This window comes from Enterococcus sp. DIV0724b (assembly GCF_050531475.1).
GTDB classification, from domain to species: domain Bacteria; phylum Bacillota; class Bacilli; order Lactobacillales; family Enterococcaceae; genus Enterococcus_L; species Enterococcus_L haemoperoxidus.
The window spans coordinates 2180807-2206482 of sequence record NZ_CP172890.1; the positions used below are offsets into that span (position 1 = coordinate 2180807).

At 36.4% G+C, this 25676-nt stretch carries 21 protein-coding genes and 1 tRNA gene; 2 read left to right on the plus strand and 20 right to left on the minus strand.

Annotated features, from left to right (window positions below; translation table 11 throughout):
- Window positions 1-3 precede the first annotated feature (3 nt).
- From IGJ02_RS10050 to IGJ02_RS10100, 11 genes are all read right to left on the minus strand, one after another.
- Window positions 4-1416, minus strand: coding sequence for a phage tail protein (locus IGJ02_RS10050; RefSeq protein WP_430601886.1), 1413 nt, complete (start codon window positions 1414-1416; stop codon window positions 4-6).
- The gene (locus IGJ02_RS10055) at window positions 1416-2135 is read right to left on the minus strand and encodes a hypothetical protein (RefSeq protein WP_430601887.1); all 720 of its coding nucleotides are present in this window, start codon (window positions 2133-2135) and stop codon (window positions 1416-1418) included. The genes IGJ02_RS10050 and IGJ02_RS10055 overlap by 1 nt, the downstream gene beginning before the upstream one ends.
- On the minus strand, window positions 2135-5062 hold the full coding sequence (locus tag IGJ02_RS10060; protein WP_430601888.1) for a hypothetical protein: 2928 nt from the start codon (window positions 5060-5062) through the stop codon (window positions 2135-2137). Before IGJ02_RS10060 ends, IGJ02_RS10055 begins: the two co-directional genes overlap by 1 nt.
- Window positions 5062-5367 carry a hypothetical protein gene (locus tag IGJ02_RS10065; RefSeq protein ID WP_430601889.1) on the minus strand — a complete coding sequence of 102 codons (306 nt, stop codon included), beginning with the start codon at window positions 5365-5367 and terminating at the stop codon, window positions 5062-5064. Before IGJ02_RS10065 ends, IGJ02_RS10060 begins: the two co-directional genes overlap by 1 nt.
- Window positions 5368-5420: 53 nt before the next feature.
- Window positions 5421-5828, minus strand: coding sequence for a tail assembly chaperone (locus tag IGJ02_RS10070; protein WP_430601890.1), 408 nt, complete (start codon window positions 5826-5828; stop codon window positions 5421-5423).
- A gap of 89 nt (window positions 5829-5917) precedes the next feature.
- Window positions 5918-6475 carry a phage major tail protein, TP901-1 family gene (locus IGJ02_RS10075; RefSeq protein ID WP_430601891.1) on the minus strand — a complete coding sequence of 186 codons (558 nt, stop codon included), beginning with the start codon at window positions 6473-6475 and terminating at the stop codon, window positions 5918-5920.
- A 743-nt stretch (window positions 6476-7218) separates the two neighbouring features.
- Window positions 7219-7404: a hypothetical protein gene (locus IGJ02_RS10080; RefSeq protein WP_010763358.1), complete on the minus strand. Its 186-nt coding sequence runs from the start codon at window positions 7402-7404 to the stop codon at window positions 7219-7221.
- Between the two features lie 319 nt (window positions 7405-7723).
- Window positions 7724-9175, minus strand: coding sequence for a MucBP domain-containing protein (locus IGJ02_RS10085; protein ID WP_430601892.1), 1452 nt, complete (start codon window positions 9173-9175; stop codon window positions 7724-7726).
- 193 nt (window positions 9176-9368) lie between these two features.
- Complete coding sequence (locus IGJ02_RS10090; protein WP_430601893.1) at window positions 9369-9506, minus strand: hypothetical protein; 138 nt, start codon at window positions 9504-9506, stop codon at window positions 9369-9371.
- 184 nt (window positions 9507-9690) lie between these two features.
- The gene (locus IGJ02_RS10095) at window positions 9691-10530 is read right to left on the minus strand and encodes a hypothetical protein (RefSeq protein WP_430601894.1); all 840 of its coding nucleotides are present in this window, start codon (window positions 10528-10530) and stop codon (window positions 9691-9693) included.
- 218 nt (window positions 10531-10748) lie between these two features.
- Window positions 10749-10821 (minus strand) — tRNA-Thr (locus tag IGJ02_RS10100).
- Between the two features lie 137 nt (window positions 10822-10958).
- On the opposite strand from IGJ02_RS10100, the gene IGJ02_RS10105 reads away from it, so the two are divergent.
- Window positions 10959-11195: a hypothetical protein gene (locus IGJ02_RS10105; protein WP_010763354.1), complete on the plus strand. Its 237-nt coding sequence runs from the start codon at window positions 10959-10961 to the stop codon at window positions 11193-11195.
- Window positions 11196-11286: 91 nt separating this feature from the next.
- Here the strand turns inward: IGJ02_RS10105 and upp are convergent, their stop codons facing one another.
- From upp to IGJ02_RS10140, 7 genes are all read right to left on the minus strand, one after another.
- The gene (gene upp, locus IGJ02_RS10110) at window positions 11287-11916 is read right to left on the minus strand and encodes a uracil phosphoribosyltransferase (protein ID WP_010763353.1); all 630 of its coding nucleotides are present in this window, start codon (window positions 11914-11916) and stop codon (window positions 11287-11289) included.
- Window positions 11917-11995: 79 nt separating this feature from the next.
- Window positions 11996-13234 carry a serine hydroxymethyltransferase gene (gene glyA / locus IGJ02_RS10115; protein ID WP_430601895.1) on the minus strand — a complete coding sequence of 413 codons (1239 nt, stop codon included), beginning with the start codon at window positions 13232-13234 and terminating at the stop codon, window positions 11996-11998.
- Between the two features lie 55 nt (window positions 13235-13289).
- Window positions 13290-14327 carry an L-threonylcarbamoyladenylate synthase gene (locus IGJ02_RS10120; RefSeq protein ID WP_010763351.1) on the minus strand — a complete coding sequence of 346 codons (1038 nt, stop codon included), beginning with the start codon at window positions 14325-14327 and terminating at the stop codon, window positions 13290-13292.
- A 4-nt stretch (window positions 14328-14331) separates the two neighbouring features.
- Window positions 14332-15183: a peptide chain release factor N(5)-glutamine methyltransferase gene (gene prmC / locus IGJ02_RS10125; RefSeq protein WP_430601896.1), complete on the minus strand. Its 852-nt coding sequence runs from the start codon at window positions 15181-15183 to the stop codon at window positions 14332-14334.
- The gene (gene prfA, locus IGJ02_RS10130) at window positions 15176-16249 is read right to left on the minus strand and encodes a peptide chain release factor 1 (RefSeq protein ID WP_010763349.1); all 1074 of its coding nucleotides are present in this window, start codon (window positions 16247-16249) and stop codon (window positions 15176-15178) included. Before prfA ends, prmC begins: the two co-directional genes overlap by 8 nt.
- A gap of 57 nt (window positions 16250-16306) precedes the next feature.
- The gene (locus tag IGJ02_RS10135; RefSeq protein ID WP_430601897.1) at window positions 16307-16900 is read right to left on the minus strand and encodes a thymidine kinase; all 594 of its coding nucleotides are present in this window, start codon (window positions 16898-16900) and stop codon (window positions 16307-16309) included.
- A gap of 174 nt (window positions 16901-17074) precedes the next feature.
- Window positions 17075-18592 (minus strand): flavocytochrome c, encoded by a 1518-nt coding sequence (locus IGJ02_RS10140; protein ID WP_430601898.1) that lies wholly within the window; start codon window positions 18590-18592, stop codon window positions 17075-17077.
- A 332-nt stretch (window positions 18593-18924) separates the two neighbouring features.
- On the opposite strand from IGJ02_RS10140, the gene IGJ02_RS10145 reads away from it, so the two are divergent.
- Window positions 18925-20325: a TrkH family potassium uptake protein gene (locus IGJ02_RS10145; protein WP_430601899.1), complete on the plus strand. Its 1401-nt coding sequence runs from the start codon at window positions 18925-18927 to the stop codon at window positions 20323-20325.
- 85 nt (window positions 20326-20410) lie between these two features.
- Here the strand turns inward: IGJ02_RS10145 and IGJ02_RS10150 are convergent, their stop codons facing one another.
- Both IGJ02_RS10150 and nifJ read right to left on the minus strand, forming a co-directional pair.
- A complete protein-coding gene (locus IGJ02_RS10150) occupies window positions 20411-21685 on the minus strand; it encodes an NCS2 family permease (RefSeq protein WP_010763345.1) in 1275 nt (424 codons plus the stop codon).
- Between the two features lie 434 nt (window positions 21686-22119).
- On the minus strand, window positions 22120-25659 hold the full coding sequence (nifJ, locus tag IGJ02_RS10155) for a pyruvate:ferredoxin (flavodoxin) oxidoreductase (protein WP_430601900.1): 3540 nt from the start codon (window positions 25657-25659) through the stop codon (window positions 22120-22122).
- Window positions 25660-25676: the final 17 nt, after the last annotated feature.

A 25676-nucleotide genomic window follows, 5' to 3' on the forward strand; every position in this document is an offset into this window, starting at 1 on the left:
CACCTACTTTTTCTGTAATTCTTTTACTAGTGTATACAGTTCTTCTAATTTCGTTTGCTGTTCTGTTAATTTTATTTCCTGTTTTTGAATCAGTTCCTTTTGCTCATTAAGTGTACTGGACTGTGTTATTAAACTTTCTTGTTGTTCATTAAGCGTTTGCTCAAATTTTGGCAAAACAGCAGTCTGTTCTTCTAACTGCTGTGCTTGTGCTTTTAAGTTATCAATCGTTCGACTGCTGGCTCCAATGTTCGTTTTAACAGATTCTAATGTTTCTTGCATCCCTTTATACTCTAATTGATATTGTGAAAATGTCTTTTTACCACTACCAATTGTCAATCTGATTTTTTGTGGATTCAATATATCAATTTTTTTCTCAATGACTTGCAACGTCTCTTTCTCATACAGATAAGGATTAAATACTGGATAGGAATTCCCCAATTTGATGATTTCATAGCGCTTATCCAACAAACCTAGTTCAATCACTTCTGCACTCCAAGTAACCATCATTAAACGCTGATTATCCAAGTATTCTTGACCCCTTCGTTTCAAGGTATTTTTATCCGTTATATTTGGAAAATCAACGATTGTTTGAATCACACCAAATTTTTTAACCAGTGAAACATCTTCTAAAAAATTTTTACCATCGTTCACGCTCTCGATCGTAGTTTTAGGTCTAAATTGATTCGTTTGCATATCTGTTGTTGCATCCACTTCAAGATCTTTACCGATAGGTACGATTCTTGTGGCTAATTCGGAAATATCGATTTCTCGACTAGCACTTTTTAAATTACGAGCAATTTGCAAAGGAGTTGTAGATGTAGTTCCATAATCAGCTAAATAATCTAAATACAGCAGCCCGTTTTTTTCTCTAAGAATCAAATAACCACCCAAACGATCAAGTAACTGATTTTTGATCACCTCAGCCGTTTTTCCATAATCTGAACCACGATAAACCTGTTCAGAGTCTGTCACTGTCACAGTACCTAAATAAATTTTTTTATGAGGTTCTACTTGATTATTATGCTCATTCAATAATTTGCCTAAAAATTGGCTTACAGACATTATCATACTTTTCATATATTTTTGCGTACTATCGTATAGAAATGCTTTTTGATCCTCACACAATATTTTTTCAATAAAATGCCCCTGATTGTTCATCACATTGGAAATTTTTGCGACTCTTCCCTTGAACAATTGACCATTTCGATCAGAAACTGTGACTAAATTAACGATAGGTTCAGCTTTTCTATATAAGGGATTATTAGCATTGATCGAAAATTCAAATGTACTAATACCTAACCCTTCCAATGAAAGTTCTAAATCACCTGAGTTCACTTTGTTGCCGAAATTTGCTGGCTCATGTACTACTATTCCTTTTTTATCTTGAGCATCTTTGAAAAGTGTTACTCGATACATTACACCATCACCTCAGTCCCAGTAATAAAACGAATATGGCCATTTCCAAATATCGTGAGGCGATTTTCTCCTCTTTTTAATTTGAAAAACAAATCTTGGTTTTGTCCTTTTTGAATATCTAACGATTCACCGTCATCCGTAGTTAATTGCATTTTTCCAGTTGCGGTGATGATCGGACTTGTTGCATTTACGCCTTCATTGATCAACAAAATAGTTCGTTGACCTTTCACAAAAAATCCAGTCCATTGATCCACACCGTCGACGAAATAATCAACATCAAATTCGTCAGTATAGCCTGCTGCATCTTTCAAGGCAAATGGGTAACAATCAAAAGTTAGCGTTAGAGTCAATGAATTTCGACTTTGATCATCATCTGCGATTACACTTGTACATTTTCCTAACCAGTGACAGCCATCCAACCATGAATCAGTAATCGATGAGATTTCATTTAACATCAATTGCTCTTTGGCTTCTTGTTCTAAGCGTTTGCGCTCTTCATAGGTTGTTAAGGGTCGATATAATTTCACAGTGAGTTTTCGATTATCAAAGACTTTTTCTCCTAACAACATTGAGAAATCGTACACACCTTGCATAAAGGGAATACTTTCAATAATTTCTTGTTCATCTGGACTTGGCGCATCATGTTCTAAAACATAATAGCCCGCTTCTTTACTGTTGAAACGTCCCATTTCGATATATTCATTTATTTCAATTGCCACTAACGATACCTCCCTGCATAGCCTGCTTGATTTCCTAAAAAGCCGTCCATTTGATTCCCAATTCCACCTACTAGTGCCCCACTTTCTAAGACAACTTTCATATTTTTAATGGTTTCGATCATTTCATGCATTTGGTTTACCATGCTATTTTGGACGTCATGTTCTACTTTTACTGTTGCAGTAGGTGTATTTGTATCCGAGTCTGATACAGCATTTTGAATTTCCGTAACCATGTTTCTGGCACTCGCTACGGCAACATCTGTATCTTCTTCGATCCCGACTGCCACACCTTGTGCGATAAATTTGCCGACTGTATCTCTAAATAGTCTTGAAGGTGATTTGATTATGGCTTTTTTCTTCGCTTCTTCATTTACGGCCGTTACCAATTGACGCATTGCTTCGACAGCTGTTTCTTGACCTGCACTAATACCAGTTGCAACACCCGCTGCCATATTTGATCCTACTGAATTGAAATTTAATGAATCTGCTTGCCCTCTTGCTGCTGTTGCTAACGTTAGTCCTGCATTGCCTGCATTGCCAACTTCTTGTCTAATACCTACTACATAAGCGCCTGAATTTCCTGCTCCAGTTGCTTTATATTGAGCATCTTCTTGTTTTAAAGCATCTGTTCCAGCTTTTGAAAGTGCTCTATTAGCGGTTTGTACTTCTCCTATTTTAGAAGTCGAACCTGTATTCATTGAACTAATCAATAAGGCACCTACCTCATTAGCATCTAACTCTCCCGCTTTTAAGCCTTCGATCAACTTGTTCTTCCCAATATCACCTTGTGAAAATAACTCATCTGGCAAACTACTGATTCCGGCAATTGCATTTTGGCTTAATTGTGCGCCAACCTGGGTCAAATCACCGCTTTGTAAAGCAGTCACAAGACTATCACTAGCTTCAAGTCCTCTACTTTGTAAAATCCCGGCAAGTATGGTCATTTGATCGTTGACACTATTGTTCGATTCACCATATTTACTTACAATATTGGCTAATTCTTGCCCCGTCATTTCGCCCATTCCTTTTAGACCATTAGAGACTGTTTCAGCTTTTAGCTGTTCATTTTGTTGCAACATCGTTAACATGTCAACGCCGGCTTGGGTTTGTTGTTCTTTTGCTTGTTCATTGTGTAATGATAATGCTGTAAGTTGCTGATTCAAATTCGCTTTTTGTACTTCATCTGACGTTTCATTGATTTGTTGTTTTAACGCTGCCATTTCCTCTTCATTTGTGACCATTTGCTCTTTTCTATTTTGATAAAGAGCTTGTGTCGCACTTACAGTTGCTTGTAGTTCAGTTTCACTTAGTTGTTGGCCTAATTCTAATTTCTTTTGACTGGCTTCTATGAGTAATTGTTGTTGTTCCATTAAGCCTTCACGAACAGCGTTATTTTGATCTTGTAATGTTTTTCGTTGTTCTTCGGATAGTTCTTGACCTTCTAAAGTTTTATTGTTGAGCAACATTTCTTTATTCGCATTTGCGATAGTCAACATTTCACTGGAGCCAACACTGGCTTGAGTAATCATCATTGAATACGCACTGCTTTGAGCTGCTATTTGTTTCTCACCTGAAAGTTCATCTGCTTTTGCTAGTTCTTCACCAGCTTTTTCTTTCATTGATTTCATGTTGTCAGCATGTCGTACCATGATTTGTTCTGCAGCTTCAAAACGAGCAGTTGATTGCTCCATTCCTTCACCCGAGAATGCTGTAATTGCAGCTTGTCCAACTTCAGAGTATTTAGATTTTAAGTTATCGATTCTGGTTCCTGCTTCTTCCAAGCTCGTTTTATAAACTTCGCCCATTTCTTTAACTTTGTCACTTGTTACGGCAGCTTCTTTACCAAGTTCTTTCGTTGATTCTGTTAGTACACCTTTTACAGCTGAGTTTTCTCCTAAATTTTTGAACTCATCAACAATATCGCTAACACTACTTTTTACTTTACTAAATTCCTCATCAGCACCTTTGAAATCACCCGTTAAAAGTTTCCAAACACTTTTTCCTAGCGTTAATAACGTCATAAATCCATTCACAACAGACATGACTGTTACCACTAAAAATCTGAATGCATCAACGACTGCTGCGGCAGCAACGACTAACGTTTCAATTAGGAATGCTCCAACTGGTTTTAATACCGCCATCAATTGACTAAAGACTGGAGCTAAACTTGTGACTGATCCTTTGATAACACCAAACGCAGATGAGACAAAGCCTTGAATATTATTAAAATTAGATTTCCAGGCTGCAGACATTGCTACAACTGCAGCAATAATCAAAGCCAGCCCAACTCCAATAGGGTTAGCGAGTAAAAACGAGCCAAACGCTTGAATTGACGCTATTGCTCCTGATGCCATACTAGCAACTTGAGTTTGAAAAAAAGGAACAATTCCACCTGCGTTAGCAACTGAAAGTTTGAACCCGTTCATTCCAATTGAAGCAGACTGGCCTATGCCTTTCAATGATTCCATCGTGCCTGTCGCCATATTACTAACGTGATCTTTAAAAAAAGGAATAACCCCACCTGATGTTTCGATAGCTGATTTAAAATTACCCATTGCTGTTGAAGCAGTCGAACCTAGCGTTGAAAAAAAGTCAGACGCAACTTCCTTTGCGGTTATAAGTTTGTTTTTAAGATTATTACCAATACTTTCATTTAAATCTTCTACACTATTTTTAATACTAATGAATGCTTCACTAGCCCCTTTGAAATCATTAAGTGCAGTCGCAGCTAAACCACTTGAGGCTACCAATAGGTCCATGGAGCTGGTAATCAACCCTAAATCATTTCCTAACTGGGCACTAAATTGACCAACACTTTGTATCGTACTTCCAAATGACTCCAAAAGACTTTGTGCACTAGTAAGTCTGTTGGTAAAATCCTCATCGTCCACTTGAAGTCTAGTTATTTTAGTATCTTTTTCTTCCATTAATTCCCTCCTCCCTGGTTCTTTTTTGCCACGACTTCTTTTGCTCGTAAAAGACGGTTACGCATTTCATACAAATCTTCAGTATTTTTCCGTTTTTTTATACTTTTTTGATTAAGATCCGATAAAATCCGTTGCTCGTTTTTCTCGTAGTCATAAATACTTTTTACATCTTTTATCGTGAAACGACCTTTCTTTTCCGCCTTAAATAAGCGATTCGCAAAAGCTGTCGCATAAACTCTTCGCTCTTTTTCGTTTTCGTTCAACAAATGAGCCTTTGTTCTAAGTGAATATTCCCAAGGCGTCATTCGCTCGATTTCTTTTAACGTGATTCCTGAAAAATAACGAAAGCAGCTAAGAACTATTTCGTCATAGCTTGCTCCAAACCGGCTTTGGCTTGTGCTTCGACTGTTTTCATCATTTGTTCGATCGTAGCTTTGATCTTCATCGTTCGTTTTTTCAATAATGGTGCCGATGTTAAGAACTCGATAAAATTTTCAAATAAAGCTTCCACCTCGTCAGATGTTTCTAAGTAACGGATGATGTCACATTCTTCTAACTCATCATAAGTGCTTAAACTTGCAATTAAAACCTCTTTTAACGCATTAGGATCACCATCAATTAATCCCCCAATCAATAGTGTTAAATTGTCAACTTGTTCTGAATCTTTCGGTAGAGCATTGATTTCATTTAAGAATTTGAAACCAAAAATTAAAGGATACGCTTTGTCTTTGATTGTTACTACTGCTTTGATTGATTTTTTAGCCATGAATATTCCTCCAATAAGTTTTTTAAACAACGAGAGACAAAACTAAACATGTCTCGTCTCTACATTGCTATGTTTGATTACGTTATTATTTATTCAGTAGGCGCTGCTGGTGTTGTTTGTGGTTCGTAAATGGCTTTGGGTTCTTCTGGTTTAGCATCTACTACTGTATCGTAGAAGAATGCTTTTGCTAGCTCATCATTTTCAGCATCTACCGTTGCTTCTCCGTTAACTAACAAACCGTTTAGATTTAACATCGTTGAAACAGATGCATTACTTTCTGCTTCTGCCGCATCTGGAAAGTTCCCTAAAATACCAGTACCGTATTGTGCTTTATATTTACGTTTTTCACCTTCTACAGGATTATCGAAAAAGATTCGCCATACTTCGATCTCTTCACCGTTTTCATAAGCATATTCCAGCATACTAAATACATCTGTATTTGTTTTTAAAAATTCCATTTCGATGTTCGATTCAATACTACCACCAGTAGCTACACTTCCATCTTTAGTCGCTTGTGTTTCTACATTTGTTTCGCGGTTATACGTATGACTCATTTCTAAAGCCAGTAACCCAGCTTTTTTGTGTGCGCGTTCCTTTAATAAACGAAACATTAATTTGACATTTTTACCATGAATTGCTTTTTCCATAAATGATTCTCTCCTCTTGATTAACTATTTTTGATGTATCATAATTGCTTTTCCAGATCTTTTTACGTGGGTAAATGCTTGCACGTTTCCATGGCTTTTTATGTCTTCAATGCTTGGACAGTTGTTTCACGTCACATGATAGTTGATTTTTATGTATCTGTTCTTTCAAGATATTCTCATTTTTCTTTTACTGAAAAATAGTTATCCCATTCTGCCTAACGTATTTCTTTGTTCCCTTTTTTTATAGAAGAAACGAAATTTACGATTGCTTGCGCTTTTTTTTGGGTCACTTCTAAACGTTCATCAACAACACAATCGATAACGTCTATATCAAAAGGTAGATCATTATTTAAAAAAATAATCGCTGCTTCTTTGTAAGAAGAAATAGTGTCTTTTCGCTTTTCGAAACAAGCAATTTCTACTTTTCTTGTTCGTTGCCAACGATGAAGCTTTTGTTTAACGATTCTATCTACATCAGCATCTGTATATTTATATTCTTGATCTTTTCCGATTTTGATTCTCTCCCTTTTTATAAACTTATCTTTGCACTTCCTATGTTTTAATAATAAATTATTTTATGAAGACTCACCCCTCAAAATCCTCCCAATTTTCTTTCATAATTCTGTCCAGTTTTTTTCTTAAAATTTTATTAAATAAAATAAGCCAGACAAAACTAAAATCGTTTTGTCTGGCCTATTGGTATTAAACTTGATTTTTTATACTACGTCATTACAAAAATAGACTTATTTTACAACATCCAAAACTTTTTCATAAGCTTCGATTTGAGCATATAAACGTTGGATTTGCAATTCATTCTCAATATAATTGATAGAGTTTCCAAGGCTTTCTTGCCGTTTGTCTTCTAAGCGTTCGACTTCTTTCTTTGCTTCATTGGCTAATTTATTGATGTTATCAACTTTCTCTGACATGATGCAGTCCTCCTATATACTTAAGTTATACTCTTAGTGTAGGCTCTTTTTTACAAATATACAACGATTATGTATTTGATCTATATTGAAACTCTACGAGGTGAAAAATTCACGCCAGAAGAAGCAGATTATGCTGTGCAACCTTTAAATGAGTAATACTTACTGAAATAAAAAAAACTGTGGGACAAAACTAAAGATCAGTTTTGTTTCGCGCTCTAAATCCGAATAAACGGCGAGAAAAAAGCAGCTCCCTCTTATTTCTCGGAGCTAAACGCTTTTGTCTCGTCCTCTTTTTCATAATACTAGAAATTTGTCTCTTTTATTCTTGGTCTTTCTTTTGCTTGATCATAAACCAACCAGTAATAGCACAAATAATTATTACACTTCCCAATACTCCCAACACTTTTGAATAGCTATTATTTTCACCAGTACTTGGAAGTATTTTTGTTAATGCTTGATTATTATTATTTTGGTTATCTTTAGGCTGTTGTATTTTATTTTTTTCATATACATACGTAACAATTTGAGCGTTATCGGTAAATCTCCCCTTGATATTTCCATGAACTTCTTTAAATGTATACCCAGGAATCCCTTTTTGTTCTGTGGTATATTGCTCTCCAACTAATCCAGATTTTACCACATTATCTGTTAATTTATTCCCAGCACCATCTTGATAGTTTACAGTTACTTTTGATGTCTTAGTTGGAATTTGTGTATAAATATAGATTACGGTTTGAGTTTCATCTGTAAACACCCCAGCAGCACTTCCTAGAATGTCATTAAAAGCATACCCAGGAATTTCTTTTTGTTCTGTAGTATACTGTTCTCCAATCATTCCTGTTTTCACTACATCGTCGGCTAGCTTATTTCCATCAACATCTTGATACTTTACTGTTACACTGGTTGCTTTTACTGGATTTTTATTATATACATAATTTACTACTTGCTTTTTATCAGTAAAATTACCTATAGCATTTATCGGAAACCTCTCTTGATTTAATGTATATCCAGGAATTTCCAATTTGAATTGTTCTGTAGTCGTATCGTAAGTGTCCCCTACATTTCCTTTAATCCATTGGGGATCATGAATTTCTATACCATCATTATCTTTATAAGTAACTTCAACATCTGCCCCAGGTACTGGAATATTGGTAAAGTGTACACCTCTTCTAAATCCCCAATCATAATAAGTACCATATCCACCCGAATCATAACCTCCACTAAAAGGAACGATATCCTTATCTAACGCATTGTTTTCGATAATATAGTCTTTTTTGGGAGCCATTGTGAATGAAATAAGCAAATCAGCTTCTCTATTATTTCCATCTGATGGATGTACAATATTTTGAGTAATCTCCATCTTATAACCAACTAGGTCATTTAACTTTGGAAGTGTTTCACTAAAATTTATTCCGTCTGTCGTATAAGTTATCTTTGCATTTCCTTTAGCAACTGTAGGATATGATGCGAACTGAAACCAAGAATTACCTAGACTGTCTTGATTAATAAACTTTGCTAAATACTTTGTCATAGTACCATTATTTACTGTCAGCTCTTGTTGAAAATAGACAATCTCATTTTGGTTTAAATCTATTTTTGTTGGCTCAGAGAAAATATCATGGAAGGCTTTCCCTACAAGAACATAGTCTGTCCCGTCATCAGAAGTTTTCATTCCTGAACTAGAAACATTGCCTTGCGCAAATACTGCTGGAGCATAGACTAGTATAAATCCTAACAATAAAAATCCTGTATAGTGCAAAAGTTTTTTCATTCGTAGCCTCTCACTTATCTTTTTTTAACAAAAAAATAGTAACATAGTATACTTTGACTTTGTGTTTTTTTATTTTTTCTAGAAGAAATAATAGAACACTTTCAAACTTTAGGATCACTTCGCTCAATTTATTACTTCTATTTTTATGATTTTATAGAAAGATTAAGTCAAATTATTATCATATGAGTTTCTTTTAGAATTTATATGAGACATAGATCCATTTTTCAGAGCTCTTATTGGAAACAAATGTAATACATTCTGAATCTATATCTGTATGGACGATTAATCCACCTTCCGCCATTACAATTGTATCTTTCATACTAGCAATCATTAGTCAGCCTACAATTTCTCTTTTAAATATATCAAAAAAAATGAGAATGAAAGTCCTTGATTATTACTTTGCTTAAACTACAAAAGATACAAACAAACTTCTTATAAAGAAGATTTATTTGTATCTTTTGTCTTCAGTCTTTAATCACCATAATTAGGTGCTGACAACTCTTATTAATAGTTTCTTAATCTTCAAAAAGGACTTTTAATCTTACTTCCCCATTAAAGACAATATTACGGTTTGGTTCTGTCAACTTATATTCCCATGTAAATGATTTAGGCTCCTCACTAGTTGAAAGATCCCATATCAATTCATTGCCAACAACTTTGAAATTCTTATCTTTAGAAGTGTATGTTGTTTCGCCACCGTTATTGTTCGATAGCTGAATTGGATTTTTTATAACTAATTCCTTTGCATCCGAGGACAACGTAATGGTGGGATAAGTTGTGCTATTTCTGTATAGCACATCTTGAAACTTTTCAGGTATTTTAACGTCTGAAAAATCTTTGAACGAATATTCATAATCTCTGACATGCAAAACTTTCAGTTTTGGCATGCGCTTAGAAGTAAACAAGTGATCTAGCTCATTCATCGTAACATTAGCATCTTCTAAATCCAACTCTTCTAGATGTTCCATCAGAAATATTGGAGTAATATCAGAGTTTCCAATCTCAGCAAGCCTTATTTTCTTTACATTTTCACCTAAATGTTGGATTCCTTGAATTCCACTTAAACTCAATTCTCCAAGCTCCAAATATTGATTCGGATCAGAATATGCATATTTTTTTATTTGATCGACTGTTGGTAATTCCTTTTCGATTTCAAATAGACTTTCACTTCCATCTTCCGTTTCAACCAGAGTATTTCTTTCGATCAATGTGAGTATACTAGCACGTATACTCCCTTCAGGCATGTAAACATAGTCATCTCCATAACCTGATTGCCAACCATTAACAACAGTTCCACCATATAATCCTAGGCCAACTATTCCTAAAACACCAACGACTAATAACTTTTTTTTCATTTCAAATTCCCCTTTTATATTTATTTATTACTAAAAATACATTATATATCATTTTAATATGAATTGTATAGTTTTTTTTAGCCTAAAGTATATCGAAATCATGAGATTGTCCTCTAACTAATTTGTTTATAAATTGGCAATTCCTGATTTTTTACTATAAAAATAAATAAACGTGAAAGATCAATGCTTACAAGCATTGATCTTTCACGTTTAAAAAATGCCAGCTGTGGGAATCGAACCTACGACCTACGCGTTACGAGTGCGTTGCTCTACCGACTGAGCTAAGCTGGCAATACACTAAAAATTATAGAACTAAACCCATTCTTTGTAAAGACAAAAAACCTCCTTTTTTAAAAGAAAATTAGTTTTCTGAATTTTTTCTTAATTTGTGGTATAATAGAAGTAGTTAAGAAAGGAAGTTTTTTTGAATGTCTAATTTCGGTAACTTTAATCGTCCTGTTGAGCCTTCTGCAGAAGGGGATTTATTCACTGTCGATACTCAGGTCACTTTCTTGATGCATGGTCAGCCACAAACTGGAATTATTACGAAACAATTAAATAATTCTGCTGTTGTGGAAATTGATGAAAATTCTGATAACACCGATTTAATGGTTAAAAGTAATGGTGTCATCGTCATCAATTACAAAAAACTAAAAAAAGTATAGATTTTTCCATCCATAATTACTGGATGGATTTTTTAGTTCATAAAAAATAGCTGCTAAAAACATGAAGTTGTTTTTAGCAGCTATTTTATTTTTACTTAGTACCGAATAAACGGTCACCAGCATCGCCAAGGCCTGGAACGATGTAGCCATCTTTATCTAAATACTCATCTAATGCTGCAGTATAGATATCGATATCTGGATGTGCTTCTTGTAAGGCCTTCACACCTTCTGGCGCTGCTACTAGACAAACAAATTTGATATTGCTGCCGCCACGTGCTTTCAACGCGTCGATCGCCATAATTGCTGATCCACCTGTTGCTAACATTGGATCAACTACGAATAATTGACGAGCATCAATATCTTCAGGCATCTTCACAAAGTATTCAACTGGCTCTAATGTATCATGATCACGGTATAACCCGATATGTCCAACTTTTGCTGCTGGAATCAATTCCAAAATACCATCTACCATTCCAATACCTGCACGTAAAATAGGTACGATTGCAACCTTTTTACCAGATAATGTTTTTTGTGTAGATTCACAGATCGGTGTCTCGATAACAATATCTTCTAGTGGCATATCTCTTGAAACTTCGTATGCCATAAGCATTGCGATCTCATTTACGACTTCACGAAAAACCTTTGTTCCACAATCCTTATCTCTAATGATTGTTAATTTGTGTTGGATCAGTGGATGATCAATAACTTGGAATTTTCCCATGCTCATTCTCCTTCAATAATTTATTCCTTCCTATTGTAAAACAAAATCGAGCGATTGACTAGTCAATCACTCGAAACTTTTACTTATAAAGTGGATATTTTTTTGTAAGTTCACTAACAGAAGCACGAACTTCAGAAAGAGTCGCTTCATTTTCATGATCATTTAGGACTTTCACGATTAATTTTGCAACTTCTACACAATCATCTTCTTTAAATCCTCGTGTCGTGATTGCAGGTGTTCCGATACGAATACCACTTGTTTTAAATGGACTAAGCTGTTCAAACGGAATCGAATTTTTATTAGCCGTGATATTTACGCTATCTAAAATTGCTTCTGCTTCTTTTCCGTTTAAACCAAAACCACTAACATCTATTAACAATAAATGATTATCAGTCGATCCACTTACTAAGCGAGCCTCTGGTGTCTGATTAAATACTTTTGTCATTGCTTTAGCATTTTCGATAACTTGTTCGCTATATTCTTTAAAGCTAATGTCTAAGGCTTCTTTAAAGGCAACTGCTTTACCAGCAATCACGTGTTCTAATGGTCCGCCCTGAATACCAGGGAAAATATTGCTATTGATTTTTTTCGCTAACTCTTCATCATTCGTTAAAATAAGCCCACCACGAGGCCCACGTAATGTTTTGTGTGTTGTTGATGTTGTGATATCCGCATAAGGTACTGGATTTGGATGCAAACCTGCGGCTACAAGACCCGCAATGTGTGCCATATCTACCATTAATTTTGCGCCAATTTCATCAGCGATTTCACGGAATTTTTCGAAATCGATTGTCCGAGAATACGCACTAGCTCCTGCTACGATTAATTTTGGCTGGTGTTCACGAGCCAAAATACGTACAACATTATAATCGATCACTTCAGTTGTCGGATCAACACCGTAACTTACAAAGTTATAGGTTTTCCCACTAAAATTGACTGGTGAACCATGAGTTAAATGTCCTCCCGCAGACAAATCCATCCCTAAAACAGTATCTCCTGGTTCGATCAATGAAAGATAAGCTGCTGTATTCGCTTGGGAACCTGAGTGCGGCTGAACATTTGCAAACTTAGCCCCAAATAATTCTTTCGCACGATCGATCGCCAAATTTTCAACGATATCGATAAACTCACAACCACCATAATAACGTTTCCCTGGATAACCTTCCGCATACTTATTTGTAAGAATACTTCCTTGTGCAGCCATCACACCTTTAGAAACAACGTTCTCTGATGCAATCAACTCCAAGTTGTTTTCTTGACGGTCATTCTCTTTGGCAATTGCATCCCATAAATCAGGATCAAATGTTTTATAATCCATTAAACAAGCCTCCATTTCATTTGTTTGTACCGATTGTATCATACTTAAATGCTCTCTACTCAAAAATCGAATCAATTTTTAGAATTTTTTGATTTGCTGCTTTTTTCAGTCGGTTCATGTAAGCGATCCCTAGATCTGATTCTGGAAAAGCTTGTGCAAAAATCACATCGATATTTTGTTCATCTAAACTTCTCAGACCTGCAAATAATAATTTAGTTCCTTGTTCCACTGATCCTTCACCAAAAGAAAAAATGGCTGCTACTTCATCAGAAAACATTTCGGTAACTTGATTGTCCGCAAACAAACCAATCCGCTGATTTTTACTTTCAGCCCATTCAATTGCTTTTTTAAACGTCTGTTGATCACCCTCTACGATCCAAACAGGGACATCTGGTGAATAATGTTTATACTTCATCCCAGGTGCTTTAGGGGCTTCTTTTTCGCTGATTAAGTGCTGATCAACAATCACCTTACCCACTACTTGCTCCAAACGTTCTTGTGTAACGGCACCAGGTCTTAAAATGACCGGAACTCCGTCTGCAGCAGTTAAATCTAAGACCGTTGATTCTACACCGATTTGAGTTGGGCCATCATCTAGAATACCAGCGATTTTCCCATGAAGGTCATGATACACATGCTTTGCTGTTGTCGGACTTGGTTTTCCGGAAGTATTAGCGCTAGGTCCTACTAAAGGTAGCTTGGCTGTTTTGATTAGTTCCAATGTTTTTTCATTATTAGGCATCCGAAAAGCGACCGTTTTCAAACCACCAGTTACGGTAGTAGAAAAAGCATCTGTTTTCACATTAAAAATCAACGTCAAAGGACCCGGCCAAAAAGCATCCACTAATTTTTTAGTCTGTTCAGGAAAGTCCGTCACATAATTTTTGACCATCTCAAAATCACTTACATGAACAATCAAAGGATTATCGCTAGGGCGTCCTTTAACTGCATAAACTTGCTTTACTGCACGTTCATCCAATGCGTTTGCGCCAAGTCCATAAACAGTTTCGGTTGGAAAAGCGATTAGTTCCCCTTTACGGATAAGTTCTGCAGCTTGATCGATGTTATCCGCTGTAAATTGTTTTGTTTCCAATTTCCTACCCCTCCTCTTTTTTAGATGAAACAATCACCATTCGATCATTTCCCGATAAGTCTTGGGCAACTTGTACTTGTTTTTGTGGAAAGGTTTGCTGAAAAAGTTGTTTGACTGCTTCGCCTTGTTGAAAACCGATTTCTAAATAAATTTTTCCATCTGGCTTCAGCAACTCTTTTGCTTCTTCAGCCAATCGTTGATAAATCGCTAACCCATCGTTTTCTGCAAACAATGCAGTTTTGGGTTCAAATGTTCGCACACTTTCATCCATCAAGTCCCATTCAGTATTACTGATGTAAGGAGGATTTGAAATCAAGATATCGATTTTTTGCTCTTTCATTGGTTTAAGTGCATCGCCATGACAAAAACAAATATCTACCTTTAATTGTTCTGCATTTTTCTTGGCAACGTTCAATGCTTCTTCTGAAATATCGATTGCAGTCACTTGCCAATTTGGTCGATCCAATTTTAGACTAATCGCAATTGCACCTGTTCCAGTCCCAACATCAACAACTGTCAATCGCTCATTTGGATTTTCTTTTAAGCAACGGTCGACGAGCTCCTCTGTCTCAGGTCTTGGAATCAATGTATGCTCATTAACTATAAAACGATGACCATAAAAATCGCTATATCCCAATAAATATTGTGGCGGATAATTTTGAGCAAGCCTCAATACGTCCTCATTGATTTGTTGCTCGTCTTCGGATGTTATTTCTTCTTTCAGATGAAGCAGCCAATCCGTCTTGGTCCAGCCTTTTCTTTCCAGAAAAACAAAAAGAATACTATAGCCTTCTTGTCCTTGTTTTTCTAAAAAAGAAGAAGCCCGTTCAAGGACTTCAAAATAACGGTTACCCATTTTGCATCTCTTCTAATTTTGATGTTTGATCGTATAACACTAATGCATCAACGATTTCATCTAATTTTCCAGCTAAAATTTGATCAAGTTTTTGAATGGTTAAACCAATACGATGATCCGTTACACGATTTTGCGGAAAGTTATAGGTACGGATTCGTTCAGAACGATCTCCTGTCCCAACAGCTGATTTGCGATTTGCATCATATTCGCTTTGCGCTTCTTGCTGCATTTGGTCGTACACTCTGGCACGTAAAATTTTCATTGCTTTTTCACGGTTTTTGATTTGAGAACGTTCATCTTGCATAGCAACAGCAATCCCAGTTGGAATATGGGTCAAACGAACAGCAGAAGCTGTTTTATTGACGTGCTGACCTCCGGCTCCACTAGCATGGTAGATATCTGTGCGAATGTCTTTATCTGCAAGATCTAATTCTACTTCTTCTGCTTCTGGTAAAACAACGACAGTTGCAGTTGATGTGTGGATACGACCTTGAGATTCTGTTGACGGTACACGTTGAACCCGATGCGCACCACTCTCATATTTTAGTTTAGAGAAAACATTATCTCCGGAAATCATCATGATCACTTCTTTATATCCACCGATTCCAGTAATATTCGCTTCCATGACATCCGTTTTCCATCCTTGTGATTCCGCATATTTTTGGTACATCCCGAATAAGTCACCAGCAAATAAAGCTGCTTCGTCCCCGCCAGCTGCACCACGGATTTCCATAATGATATTCTTATCGTCATTTGGATCTGTCGGTAATAGTAAAATTTTGATTCGTTCTTCCAGTACGTCTTTTTCTTTTTTTAATTCTGAAAGTTCTTCTTTGGCCATTTCAGCCATTTCGGCATCTAGCTTTTCACCTAATAGTTCTTCGGTATCACTGATTCCTTCGACTACTTGCTTATAGCGACGATAAACGTCGACTGTTTCGCGGGTATTCGCTTCTTCTTTAGATAATTGCATAAAGCGTTTCGTATCACTGATGACTTCTGGGTCACTTAATAATTCGCCCAGCTCTTCATAGCGATCTTCAATTGATTGTAACTGATCGTACATAGTTAGTTGCTCCTCTTTTTAGTTGATAAGTATCGTTTATTTTCCACTTTTACTGAGTTAATTATGTTCTACCTGCTCACCATCGATTGGGGGATGGAAATAATGATTACGGCACACAGGATAATAAGCTTCGTTTCCACCGATTTGGACTTGAATTCCTTCATAAACTGGTTGACCATCAATATAATGTAGATTCATCGTCGCTTTTTTATGACAGAACCAGCAGATTGTTTTAAGTTCTTCTAGTTTATCTGCATATAACATCAAGTATTTCGATCCTTCAAATAGTTCATTACGGAAATCATTCTTCAGACCAAATGCCATAACTGGAATATTTAATTCGTCTACAACTCGGGCAAACTCAATCACGTGTTGTTTGCCTAAAAATTGTGATTCGTCCACTAAGATGCAATAAGGTTTATAATCAAGCTTTTGGATCAAATCATAGACATTCGTCTCTTTAAAAATAGGGATTGCTTCTCTTCTAAGGCCGATACGGCTTGAAACGACACCAACGCCATCTCTAGTATCAAGTCCGCTTGTCATAATGACAACAGGTTTGTCTTGTTCTTCATAATTGTGCGCTACTTTTAATATTTCAATTGTTTTACCACTATTCATTGCGCCATATTTAAAAAATAATTGTGCCATTACTCCGTCGTCACCTCTCGTTTAGTTCCTCTCGTATTTTACTATATTTTCGACAAAAAAGCAGTATTTTTGAAAAATTGCTTTCTTAGTTTTTGATTATAAGTTCATTTAGACGATAAAAAGAAACCAATAGGCAAACGCGGACGTTCGATCTATTGGTTTTCTTAGACTTACTTATTTTTGTGCTGATGCAAAATTCGCTGCTTCTGTTCCAGATTGACGACCAAAGATGATGATGTCCGCTACAGCGTTTCCGCCAATACGGTTTGCACCATGTAATCCACCAGTTACTTCACCAGCGGCATATAATCCTTTGATTGGGGCGCCATCTTCTTTTAAGACTTCTGTTTTCGTATTGATCTTCACACCGCCCATTGTATGGTGGATTCCTGGTGCGATTTTGATTGCATAGAATGGTCCAGTTGATAGATCATGATCCATACCTGTTGCGCGATTAAATTGAGTATCAGATTTCGCTTGAACTTCTTTATTCCATTGTTCTACTGTTTCTTTTAATTTGGCTTCTGGCATATCGATCTTTTTCGCAAGTTCTTCAATTGTTGTACCTTCTACAACAAAGCCTTGTTCATCATAAAAATCAATTGCTTTCGCACGATCACGAACACCTTGATCAAAGACTAGGTATGCTGATTTTTCTGGCAATTCAGTGATGGCCGCTGACACTTTATCCCGCGTATCCATTTCATTCACGAAACGTGTACCTTCTTGTGATGCTAAAATTGCGCCTTCACCACGAACAACTTCACCAATCAAGAATGATTTATCTTGTTGAACAGTTGGATGAATTTGGATTTCTTTCATATCCACTGTTGCACCGCCAAGTTTTTCGATCATCTTGATACCGTCACCTGTTGTACCTTCTTGGTTTGTTGTGACATAATCTTTTAATTTTGGATCGTATTTTTCTAGCATTTCTTTATTCGCACCAAAACCACCTGTTGTAACGATTACAGCATTTGATTTGATTTCTTTTGTTTCTTTGTCATTTAGTTTGACTTTAACACCGTTGACTTGACCGTCTTTTTCAGTGATTTCCGTCACGTTTGCATTTACAAATAACGGAATTTTTTCTTCTTTGACATTCCGAACAAGTCCATCAACTAAGTAGCCGCCGATTGCAGAACCATCAGCTGGACGGTGAGTGCGTTTTTCGCTCATTCCACCGGTAATTGTCAAGTTGCTTAGTTCAATTCCTTTCGTATCTAACCAATCGATTGCATCTGCTGAATGATCGACAAAAAAGCGTAATAGTTCTTTGTCATTCGTTCCTTTTCCACCTTTAAGTGTTTCTTCGAAGAATTTATCATTGCTATCTGTGATACCTTCTGCTTTTTGGTATTTTGTTTCAGAAGCATTCATACCTGAAGAAGATTTGATTGTATTGCCACCTGCAACTGGCATTTTTTCTAGGATAGCTGGATTCATTCCTGCTTCTTTGGCTTGTAATGCAGCTGTCATGCCAGCGCCACCTGCACCGATGATCACGATGTCATATTGATCTTCTAATTCACTTAAATCTGTATAGCCATTGGCTGATGCACCAGAAGTAACTTCTGTGCTTTCCTTGGATTCTTTACTTTTCTTGGTTGTTTTGTCTTGATCACTGGTACAACCTACCGCAATTCCTGCAAATAGACTCAATGATAGTAAACTCATGATGACTTTTTTCATTTTTTCCCCACCTCAGTAATTTTTAACCATCCAACTCCTGATTATTTAACTTAAATCTACCTAATATCTTACATAAATGTGAATATAATCACATTTTTAAAATGATAGATTTCTCTTTTATACTACACTCATTAGTTTAATTAAGTTTATTTTTCAACCTATTAAACAAAAGAATGTTAATCCCCTCACAATAAAATAGCATGTTCTGTTTGATTTGTGCTCTATTCTCGTTATTTTTAATCAATTTCTTATTTCTTCTAAGGGTTTATTCTTTGTTTGCCCACCATTTATTTTCTGCTATACTTGGTTTAATGATATTCAGGAGGTCCACTATGAATCGATTTCGGCTTTTATGGCTGGCGCAACGCAATGGAAGGCGTTATATTTCTAATAATTTCTCATCTATACAAATAATTGTTTCCTATTATGTTATCATGACAGTGGTTTCTTACTTATTGTTTTGTCTGCCCTTTTTTAGAGAACCCGGCTCTCATGTGGGCTTCATCGATATGCTCTTTATGGCCATCAGTACAGTAAGTGTTACAGGTTTGTCTACATTTGATATTAATTCTGTCTTTAATGACCGCGGCGTAATTTTACTGGAAGTGTTATTTCAAGTTGGTGGTTTGGGGATCATGATGATATCTACAGCTTTCATCATTCTATCTAAACGGAGAATTTCTTTAAAACAACGGCAATTAATCATGACCGATATGAACCAACCAAAATTGAGCGGTATCGTTCGCTTGATTCGAATCACATTTACCATTATTTTATGGTTTCAAGTAATATTTGGTACATTTTTCTCCATTTATTTTTACTTCTCCGGCTATTATAAAACCTGGCCCAGAGCGATTTTCTTTGGTTTTTATCAATCGATTTCAGCAGTTACCAACTCTGGATTTGACGTTACAGGAGATTCGATTATCCCATTTGCCAACGATTATCTTTTTTTGATCGTGATTATGTTTTTGATTTTTGTCGGTGGGATTGGCTTTCCAGTATTGATGGAAGTTCGTGAGTGGTTGTTTTTTAAGAAGAAAAAACGAGGATTGCCTTTCCGTTTTTCATTGTTTAGTAAAATTGCTGTATTGGCTTTTGTGATTTTATTTATCGGCGGTACAATTTTGATTTATTTATTGGAGAAAGATCATTTGTTTGTGGGGATGGGTGAGATCCAGCGTTGGATCACATCAATGTTTTATTCTATGACGACTCGAAATGCAGGTCTGCAGATCAATGATTTAGGTGATTTTCAGGTTACGACATTAATGGTATTTTCTCTTTTGATGTTTATTGGCTGTAGCCCTAGTTCTGTCGGTGGTGGGGTTCGGACAACGACCGTTGCGATCATTGGTTTATACTTGTATGCTTTTTTGAAAAGTGAAGATAAAATCAATGTGTTTGGACGACGGATCGATGATGATGATGTAAAAAAATCGATTGTTGTCTTTATGCTTTCGTTAATCATGTGTTTCTTTGCCGTCTTATTTTTAACTGCGACAGAAGACCATCCGTTGATTGCTATTATTGTCGAAGTTGCTTCTGCTTTTGGTACGACTGGGTTGTCACTAGGCATCACTTCTGATTTAACCACAGTTGGTAAGTTAATGATCGCTCTGTTAATGTTTATTGGACGGATCGGAATGCTTTATACTTTAATGTTATTTGTACCAAAAGAAACACGAGATATCGGCTATGAATATCCTTCTGAGAAAATCATAATTGGATAAAAAATAGGGTACCAAACATCATTTTTGTTTGGCACCCTATTTTATTTGTAAATAGTGAAATCAGGAACATCCTTATTATTTTATATCATATCAGGACATTCACAATCAAATACATCAAAAACAAACCTGAGATCAACCACATTGGTAATGATAATTCTGCTTTTTTCCCTGCAATCCATTTCGTCACTGGATATGCTACAAAGCCAAATGCCATTCCATCAGATATATTCATGGTAAACGGAATCAAAACAATCATCAACATTGCTGGAAAATAATCACTGAAATCCTCAAAATGTAGCGTTTTGATTTGCTGGATCATTAAGAAACCCGTTATGATGATTGCTGGCGCTAAAGCTGAATCAGGAATATAAGAAAGCAACGGCAACGCGAGTAATGCTAAAAAGAAACAAATTCCACTAGTAATGGCTGTTATTCCCGTTTTTCCTCCTTCTTCAATCCCAGTTGCACTTTCAGCCGCTGCCACAGTCGGACTTGTTCCAAAAATACCAGATAATAACGTAATAAAGCCTGTCACACGATACGCTCTTAAATATTTTTTTTCATCTGCTTCTGGCATCAACCCTTTAAGTAGCCCCATTGATTCAAAAATTAAAATCATCGATAACGCAAATACACCTAACAAAAAACTTTTTGAAAAAAAAGTGCTGAAATCTAGTTGTAAAAAAATCGTAGAATAATGACTCAATCCGCCTAATGAAAAATGTTCTGCTGAAGGTACCAAACCAAAAATATTAGCAATAATTGTTACAGCAACAATCCCAATAAAAAAACTGCCCTGAATTCCTTTTATAAATAAAAATACAGTCAAAATCAACGAAAATAATGTTAATAAAGTTAAGCTATTATCTAACGACGCAAGTTGCAAAAAAGTATGTTCCCCTCGCAAAATCAAGTGCCCTTTTTCCAACCCAATCAATACAAGAAAAAAACCGATTCCTACAGTGATCCCGGTTTTTAATGATTCCGGTACGACTTCTGCAAATAACTTGCTTAGCCGTGTAAATGCAACTAATAAATAAACAATCCCTGCACAAAAACTAACGGCGAGTGCCTGTTGCCAAGTCAAGCCTAATGAAAGTACCAACGTATAGGTAAAAAATGAATTAACCCCCATTCCGGTGGTTAACACGATGGGTGCATCTGCAACTAGTCCCATCAAAATTGAGCCAATAATTGAAATAAATATCGTTCCAAAAATCGTTAGTTCCTTTGGCATGCCAGCCTCTGCCAAAATCACAGTATTTACCATAATGATATAGGAAATGGCAAAGAATGAAGTGGTTCCTGCTAAAATTTCTCTTTTTATATCTTCTTTTTTTAACTTCTTCCAATCAAACATAAAAATCCTCCTTAAAATTTAAAGCATAGCAGGCTCGTTAAGTCTTTTCCCAAGACTTTCAATCCTTCTCAGGTTTTGTAGCTATCTAACCATAGTGCAGTGACTAGCCTGAGAAACTACATAAGACTAACAGCTAAGGGTGCGAGTAAACGGCGAGAAAAAAAGCAGCTACTACACTTCGATCACATCAAATTCTAAGTGCTCAAGCACTAAGTTTTGAAAGGTTCCGGAAATAAGTTGAACAGTTTTGTCTCGGACTCGTAATAAAGTTATTTTTTACTTAAATTCCAACACTGTAAGAATACCACATTGTAAACGCTTTTTGAAATTTTTGAAGAATTTTTTATTATTATTTTTTTCTTGTAAAAAAGCAACTGGAATAAAACGAAAATATCGTTTTACCAGTTGCTTTGATAGTCTATGTTCCTATTTTTTTATTTCTTGATCTGACTCACTAATTTCACATAATTATCAGACCGATCTTCTGCATCATCTTTTGTTTTCGTTAAAAGATTTTCAACGACTTCTTGATCGTCTTTGATTGTATGAAGCGCAGAGAATCGAGTTTGTTTTTCAAGGAAATTACGCATCTTAGAGAAATCAGCTTTTTTGTAGTCGATAACCATTGGGTCTTTACCTTTTTCAATTAGTTGTGGATTGTAACGATACAATTGCCAATAGCCAGATTCAACCGCTTCTTTTGCTAAAGATAATGTTTCGATCATACCACCTTTGATACCATGATTGATACAAGGCGTGTAGCCAATAATCAGTGATGGTCCTGGATAACGCTCAGCTTCATCGATTGCTTTTATGGTCTGCATTGAATTAGCACCCAACGCGATTTGTGCTACATAAACATTGCCATACGTCATCGCCATCATGCCTAAATCTTTTTTAGCGTTCTGTTTCCCTCCAGCAGAAAATTTAGCAATCGCTGCTGCTGGTGTCGCTTTGGATGTCTGACCGCCTGTATTAGCATAAACCTCATTATCCATGACGAAAATATTGACATCTGCCCCACTTGCCAAGACATGATCGATTCCACTGAAACCAATATCATATGCCCAACCATCACCACCGACTATCCATTGACTGGTTTTTACAAGTAAATCCCTTTGCTTGTAAATTTTCTCTAGAAGTTGATTTCTTTGATATTCCTCGCTCAAAGCTGCTGCTAACTTTGTTGCGCGTTGTTGAGTGCCATCCCCTTCTAAATAATGCGCTAACCAATCTTCCATTAAAGCTTGCAGTTGGTTCGAGCTTATATTTTTATCGATAGCTTCTTGTACTTGATCTGCTAAATATTGTCGTTTGGTCTTATTCGCTACATACATTCCATAGCCATATTCGGCATTATCTTCAAATAGTGAGTTACTCCAAGCAGGTCCTTGCCCGCATTCATTTGTTGTATAGGGTGTAACAGGAGACGAGCCACCCCAAATAGAAGAGCAACCAGTCGCATTGGCCATCATCATTCGATCTCCAAATAATTGTGTTAATAATTTAATATAAGGTGTTTCGCCACACCCTTCACATGCTCCCGAAAATTCCATCAGTGGTTGGTTAAATTGAGATCCTTTAACGGATAATTTTCTGACTGGATTTTCTTTTTGCTGTAAGGTCATTGCAAACGCCCAATTGATTGCTTGCTCTTTTTGTTCTTCATAAGGTTTCATCAAAATGGCTTTTTCTTTGACTGGACAAGCTTGAACACATAGACCGCAACCAGTGCAGTCTTCTAAAGACACCTGAATTCGATACATCAAGCCATCTGCGCCACGCATTTCTCTAGCGATAAATCCTTCTGGAGCTTCTTGCATTTCAGCTTCATTTGCTAAGAATGGACGAATCGCTGCGTGGGGGCAAACAAATGCACATTCATTACACATCGTACATTTATCCATTTGCCATTCTGGCACTTCTAAGGCAATGCCACGTTTTTCAAAAGCCGCTGTGCCCATTGGCATTTCGCCTGTTTTCATCCCGTTATCGATTAAATCTCTAACGGTCAATTCATTTCCTTCTTGACGATTGACTGGCTGTAGAATATTTGTAACGTATTTAGGTAATGTTTCGTCTTTTTTCTCAGGTTCGATAACGATTGTTACCCATTCAGATGGAACCTCAATTTTCTGAAGAGAATCAAAAGTTCTATCAATTGCTTGGAAGTTTTTTTCCACGATTTCCATTGATTTTTTTCCATAAGTTTTTTTGACTTCCGCTTTTAGTAACGGCATGTACTCCTCTCGTGTCAGAATATCCGTTACTTCAAAGAACGCAGTTGACATCACTGTATTGATCCTACGACCTAATCCAATTTCACGTGCCAATTCTACAGCGTTGATAATATAAAACTGAATAGTATGTTCTGCTATATATTTTTTTAACTTTGCTGGAAGTAAGCGATAAACTTTTTCTTTGTCCCAGATGGTGTTCAATAAGAACGTTCCGCCATCTTTCAATCCTTTCAATAAGTCATAATTATGGATATAAGAAGCATTATGGCATGCTATAAAGTCAGCTTGTTCTACTAAATAAGTGGATGCGATCGGTTCTTCTCCAAAACGCAAATGAGAAATAGTCAAGCCACCTGATTTTTTAGAATCGTAACTAAAATATGCCTGTGCATACAGATCGGTATTGTCTCCTATAATTTTGATTGCTTGTTTATTAGCACCAACTGTACCATCTGAGCCAAATCCCCAGAATTTTGCTTGAAAGGTTGAGTCAGGTGTTAAATCTAAAAGCTCTCCTTGCGGTAATGAACGATACGTCACATCATCTACAATTCCTATTGTAAAGCGTTGTTTCAATTCAGCAAACGGTTGTAATAAATGGTCATAAACTGCTTTGATCTGGTTAGGTGTCACATCTTTTGATCCTAAGCCATAGCGTCCACCGATCACGATTGGACGATTAGAATGTTGATATAAGGCACTTTGAACATCCAAGAGCAATGGTTCTCCGTCAGATCCAGCTTCTTTAGTTCTATCTAAAACAGCGACTTTTTCTACAGTTTTTGGTAATTTTTCTAGTAGGTTTTCTGTTGGAAAAGGACGGTATAAATGGATATTGATCAATCCGACTTTTCGTCCTCGATTATTTAAATAATCCACCGTTTGTTGAATAACAGGTGATGCTGAACCCATGGATATAATGACTTCTGTCGCATCTTCTACCCCATAATAATCTGTTAAATCATAATTAGTGCCCCGTAATTCATTGATTTGATTCATATATTTTTGAACGATTCTTGGCATTGCTTCATAGTTTGTATTAACGGTTTCTCTTTGTTGAAAATGGATATCTGGATTTTGAGCTGTTCCAGATACTGTTGGATGATTTGGATTCATTCCTCTATTTCTGAAGCGATCCACTGCTTCTTGATCAAGCATCTCTTTTAAATCACTGTAATCAAGTACTTCGATTTTTTGCAGTTCATGACTTGTTCTAAAACCATCAAAAAAATTGACGAACGGTAAACTGCCTTCAATACTGGCTAAATGTGCTACTGCTGAAAGATCCATTACTTCTTGTACACTTGACTCTGCCAACATACAAAAACCTGTTTGACGGGTCGCCATAACATCTCCATGATCACCAAAAATACTCAAGGCGCTCGTTGTGATCGCTCTAGCAGCCACGTGAAAAACACCTGGCAATAGTTCACCAGCTATTTTATACATATTAGGAATCATCAACAACAAGCCTTGTGATGCTGTATAAGTCGTTGTTAATGCCCCAGTTTTTAACGACCCATGGACAACGCCTGCAGCTCCAGCTTCTGACTGCATTTCAATAACTTGGACCTTTTGCCCATAAATATTTTTCAAGCCATTTTCTGCCCATTCATCTACTAATTCCGCCATGGTCGAGCTAGGCGTGATAGGATAAATTGCCGCTACTTCTGTAAAGGCATAAGAAATATAAGCAGCTGCTGTATTTCCATCCATCGTCTTTGTTTTTTTCATTTGTTCTCACCTTTTAT

What these genes read in the sequence shown, in the direction of transcription:
- prfA (WP_010763349.1), bottom strand. Translation starts at nt 16,249, where the DNA reads ATGTACGATCAGTTACAATCAATTGAAGATCGCTATGAAGAGCTGGGC.
- IGJ02_RS10150 (WP_010763345.1), bottom strand. Translation starts at nt 21,685, where the DNA reads ATGTTTGATTGGAAGAAGTTAAAAAAAGAAGATATAAAAAGAGAAATT.
- IGJ02_RS10065 (WP_430601889.1), bottom strand. Translation starts at nt 5,367, where the DNA reads ATGACGCCTTGGGAATATTCACTTAGAACAAAGGCTCATTTGTTGAAC.
- IGJ02_RS10085 (WP_430601892.1), bottom strand. Translation starts at nt 9,175, where the DNA reads ATGAAAAAACTTTTGCACTATACAGGATTTTTATTGTTAGGATTTATA.
- nifJ (WP_430601900.1), bottom strand. Translation starts at nt 25,659, where the DNA reads ATGAAAAAAACAAAGACGATGGATGGAAATACAGCAGCTGCTTATATT.
- IGJ02_RS10050 (WP_430601886.1), bottom strand. Translation starts at nt 1,416, where the DNA reads ATGTATCGAGTAACACTTTTCAAAGATGCTCAAGATAAAAAAGGAATA.
- IGJ02_RS10080 (WP_010763358.1), bottom strand. Translation starts at nt 7,404, where the DNA reads ATGTCAGAGAAAGTTGATAACATCAATAAATTAGCCAATGAAGCAAAG.
- IGJ02_RS10145 (WP_430601899.1), top strand. Translation starts at nt 18,925, where the DNA reads ATGAATCGATTTCGGCTTTTATGGCTGGCGCAACGCAATGGAAGGCGT.
- IGJ02_RS10135 (WP_430601897.1), bottom strand. Translation starts at nt 16,900, where the DNA reads ATGGCACAATTATTTTTTAAATATGGCGCAATGAATAGTGGTAAAACA.
- IGJ02_RS10090 (WP_430601893.1), bottom strand. Translation starts at nt 9,506, where the DNA reads ATGATTGCTAGTATGAAAGATACAATTGTAATGGCGGAAGGTGGATTA.
- IGJ02_RS10105 (WP_010763354.1), top strand. Translation starts at nt 10,959, where the DNA reads ATGTCTAATTTCGGTAACTTTAATCGTCCTGTTGAGCCTTCTGCAGAA.
- IGJ02_RS10095 (WP_430601894.1), bottom strand. Translation starts at nt 10,530, where the DNA reads ATGAAAAAAAAGTTATTAGTCGTTGGTGTTTTAGGAATAGTTGGCCTA.
- IGJ02_RS10070 (WP_430601890.1), bottom strand. Translation starts at nt 5,828, where the DNA reads ATGGCTAAAAAATCAATCAAAGCAGTAGTAACAATCAAAGACAAAGCG.
- IGJ02_RS10060 (WP_430601888.1), bottom strand. Translation starts at nt 5,062, where the DNA reads ATGGAAGAAAAAGATACTAAAATAACTAGACTTCAAGTGGACGATGAG.
- IGJ02_RS10140 (WP_430601898.1), bottom strand. Translation starts at nt 18,592, where the DNA reads ATGAAAAAAGTCATCATGAGTTTACTATCATTGAGTCTATTTGCAGGA.
- upp (WP_010763353.1), bottom strand. Translation starts at nt 11,916, where the DNA reads ATGGGAAAATTCCAAGTTATTGATCATCCACTGATCCAACACAAATTA.
- glyA (WP_430601895.1), bottom strand. Translation starts at nt 13,234, where the DNA reads ATGGATTATAAAACATTTGATCCTGATTTATGGGATGCAATTGCCAAA.
- prmC (WP_430601896.1), bottom strand. Translation starts at nt 15,183, where the DNA reads ATGGGTAACCGTTATTTTGAAGTCCTTGAACGGGCTTCTTCTTTTTTA.
- IGJ02_RS10075 (WP_430601891.1), bottom strand. Translation starts at nt 6,475, where the DNA reads ATGGAAAAAGCAATTCATGGTAAAAATGTCAAATTAATGTTTCGTTTA.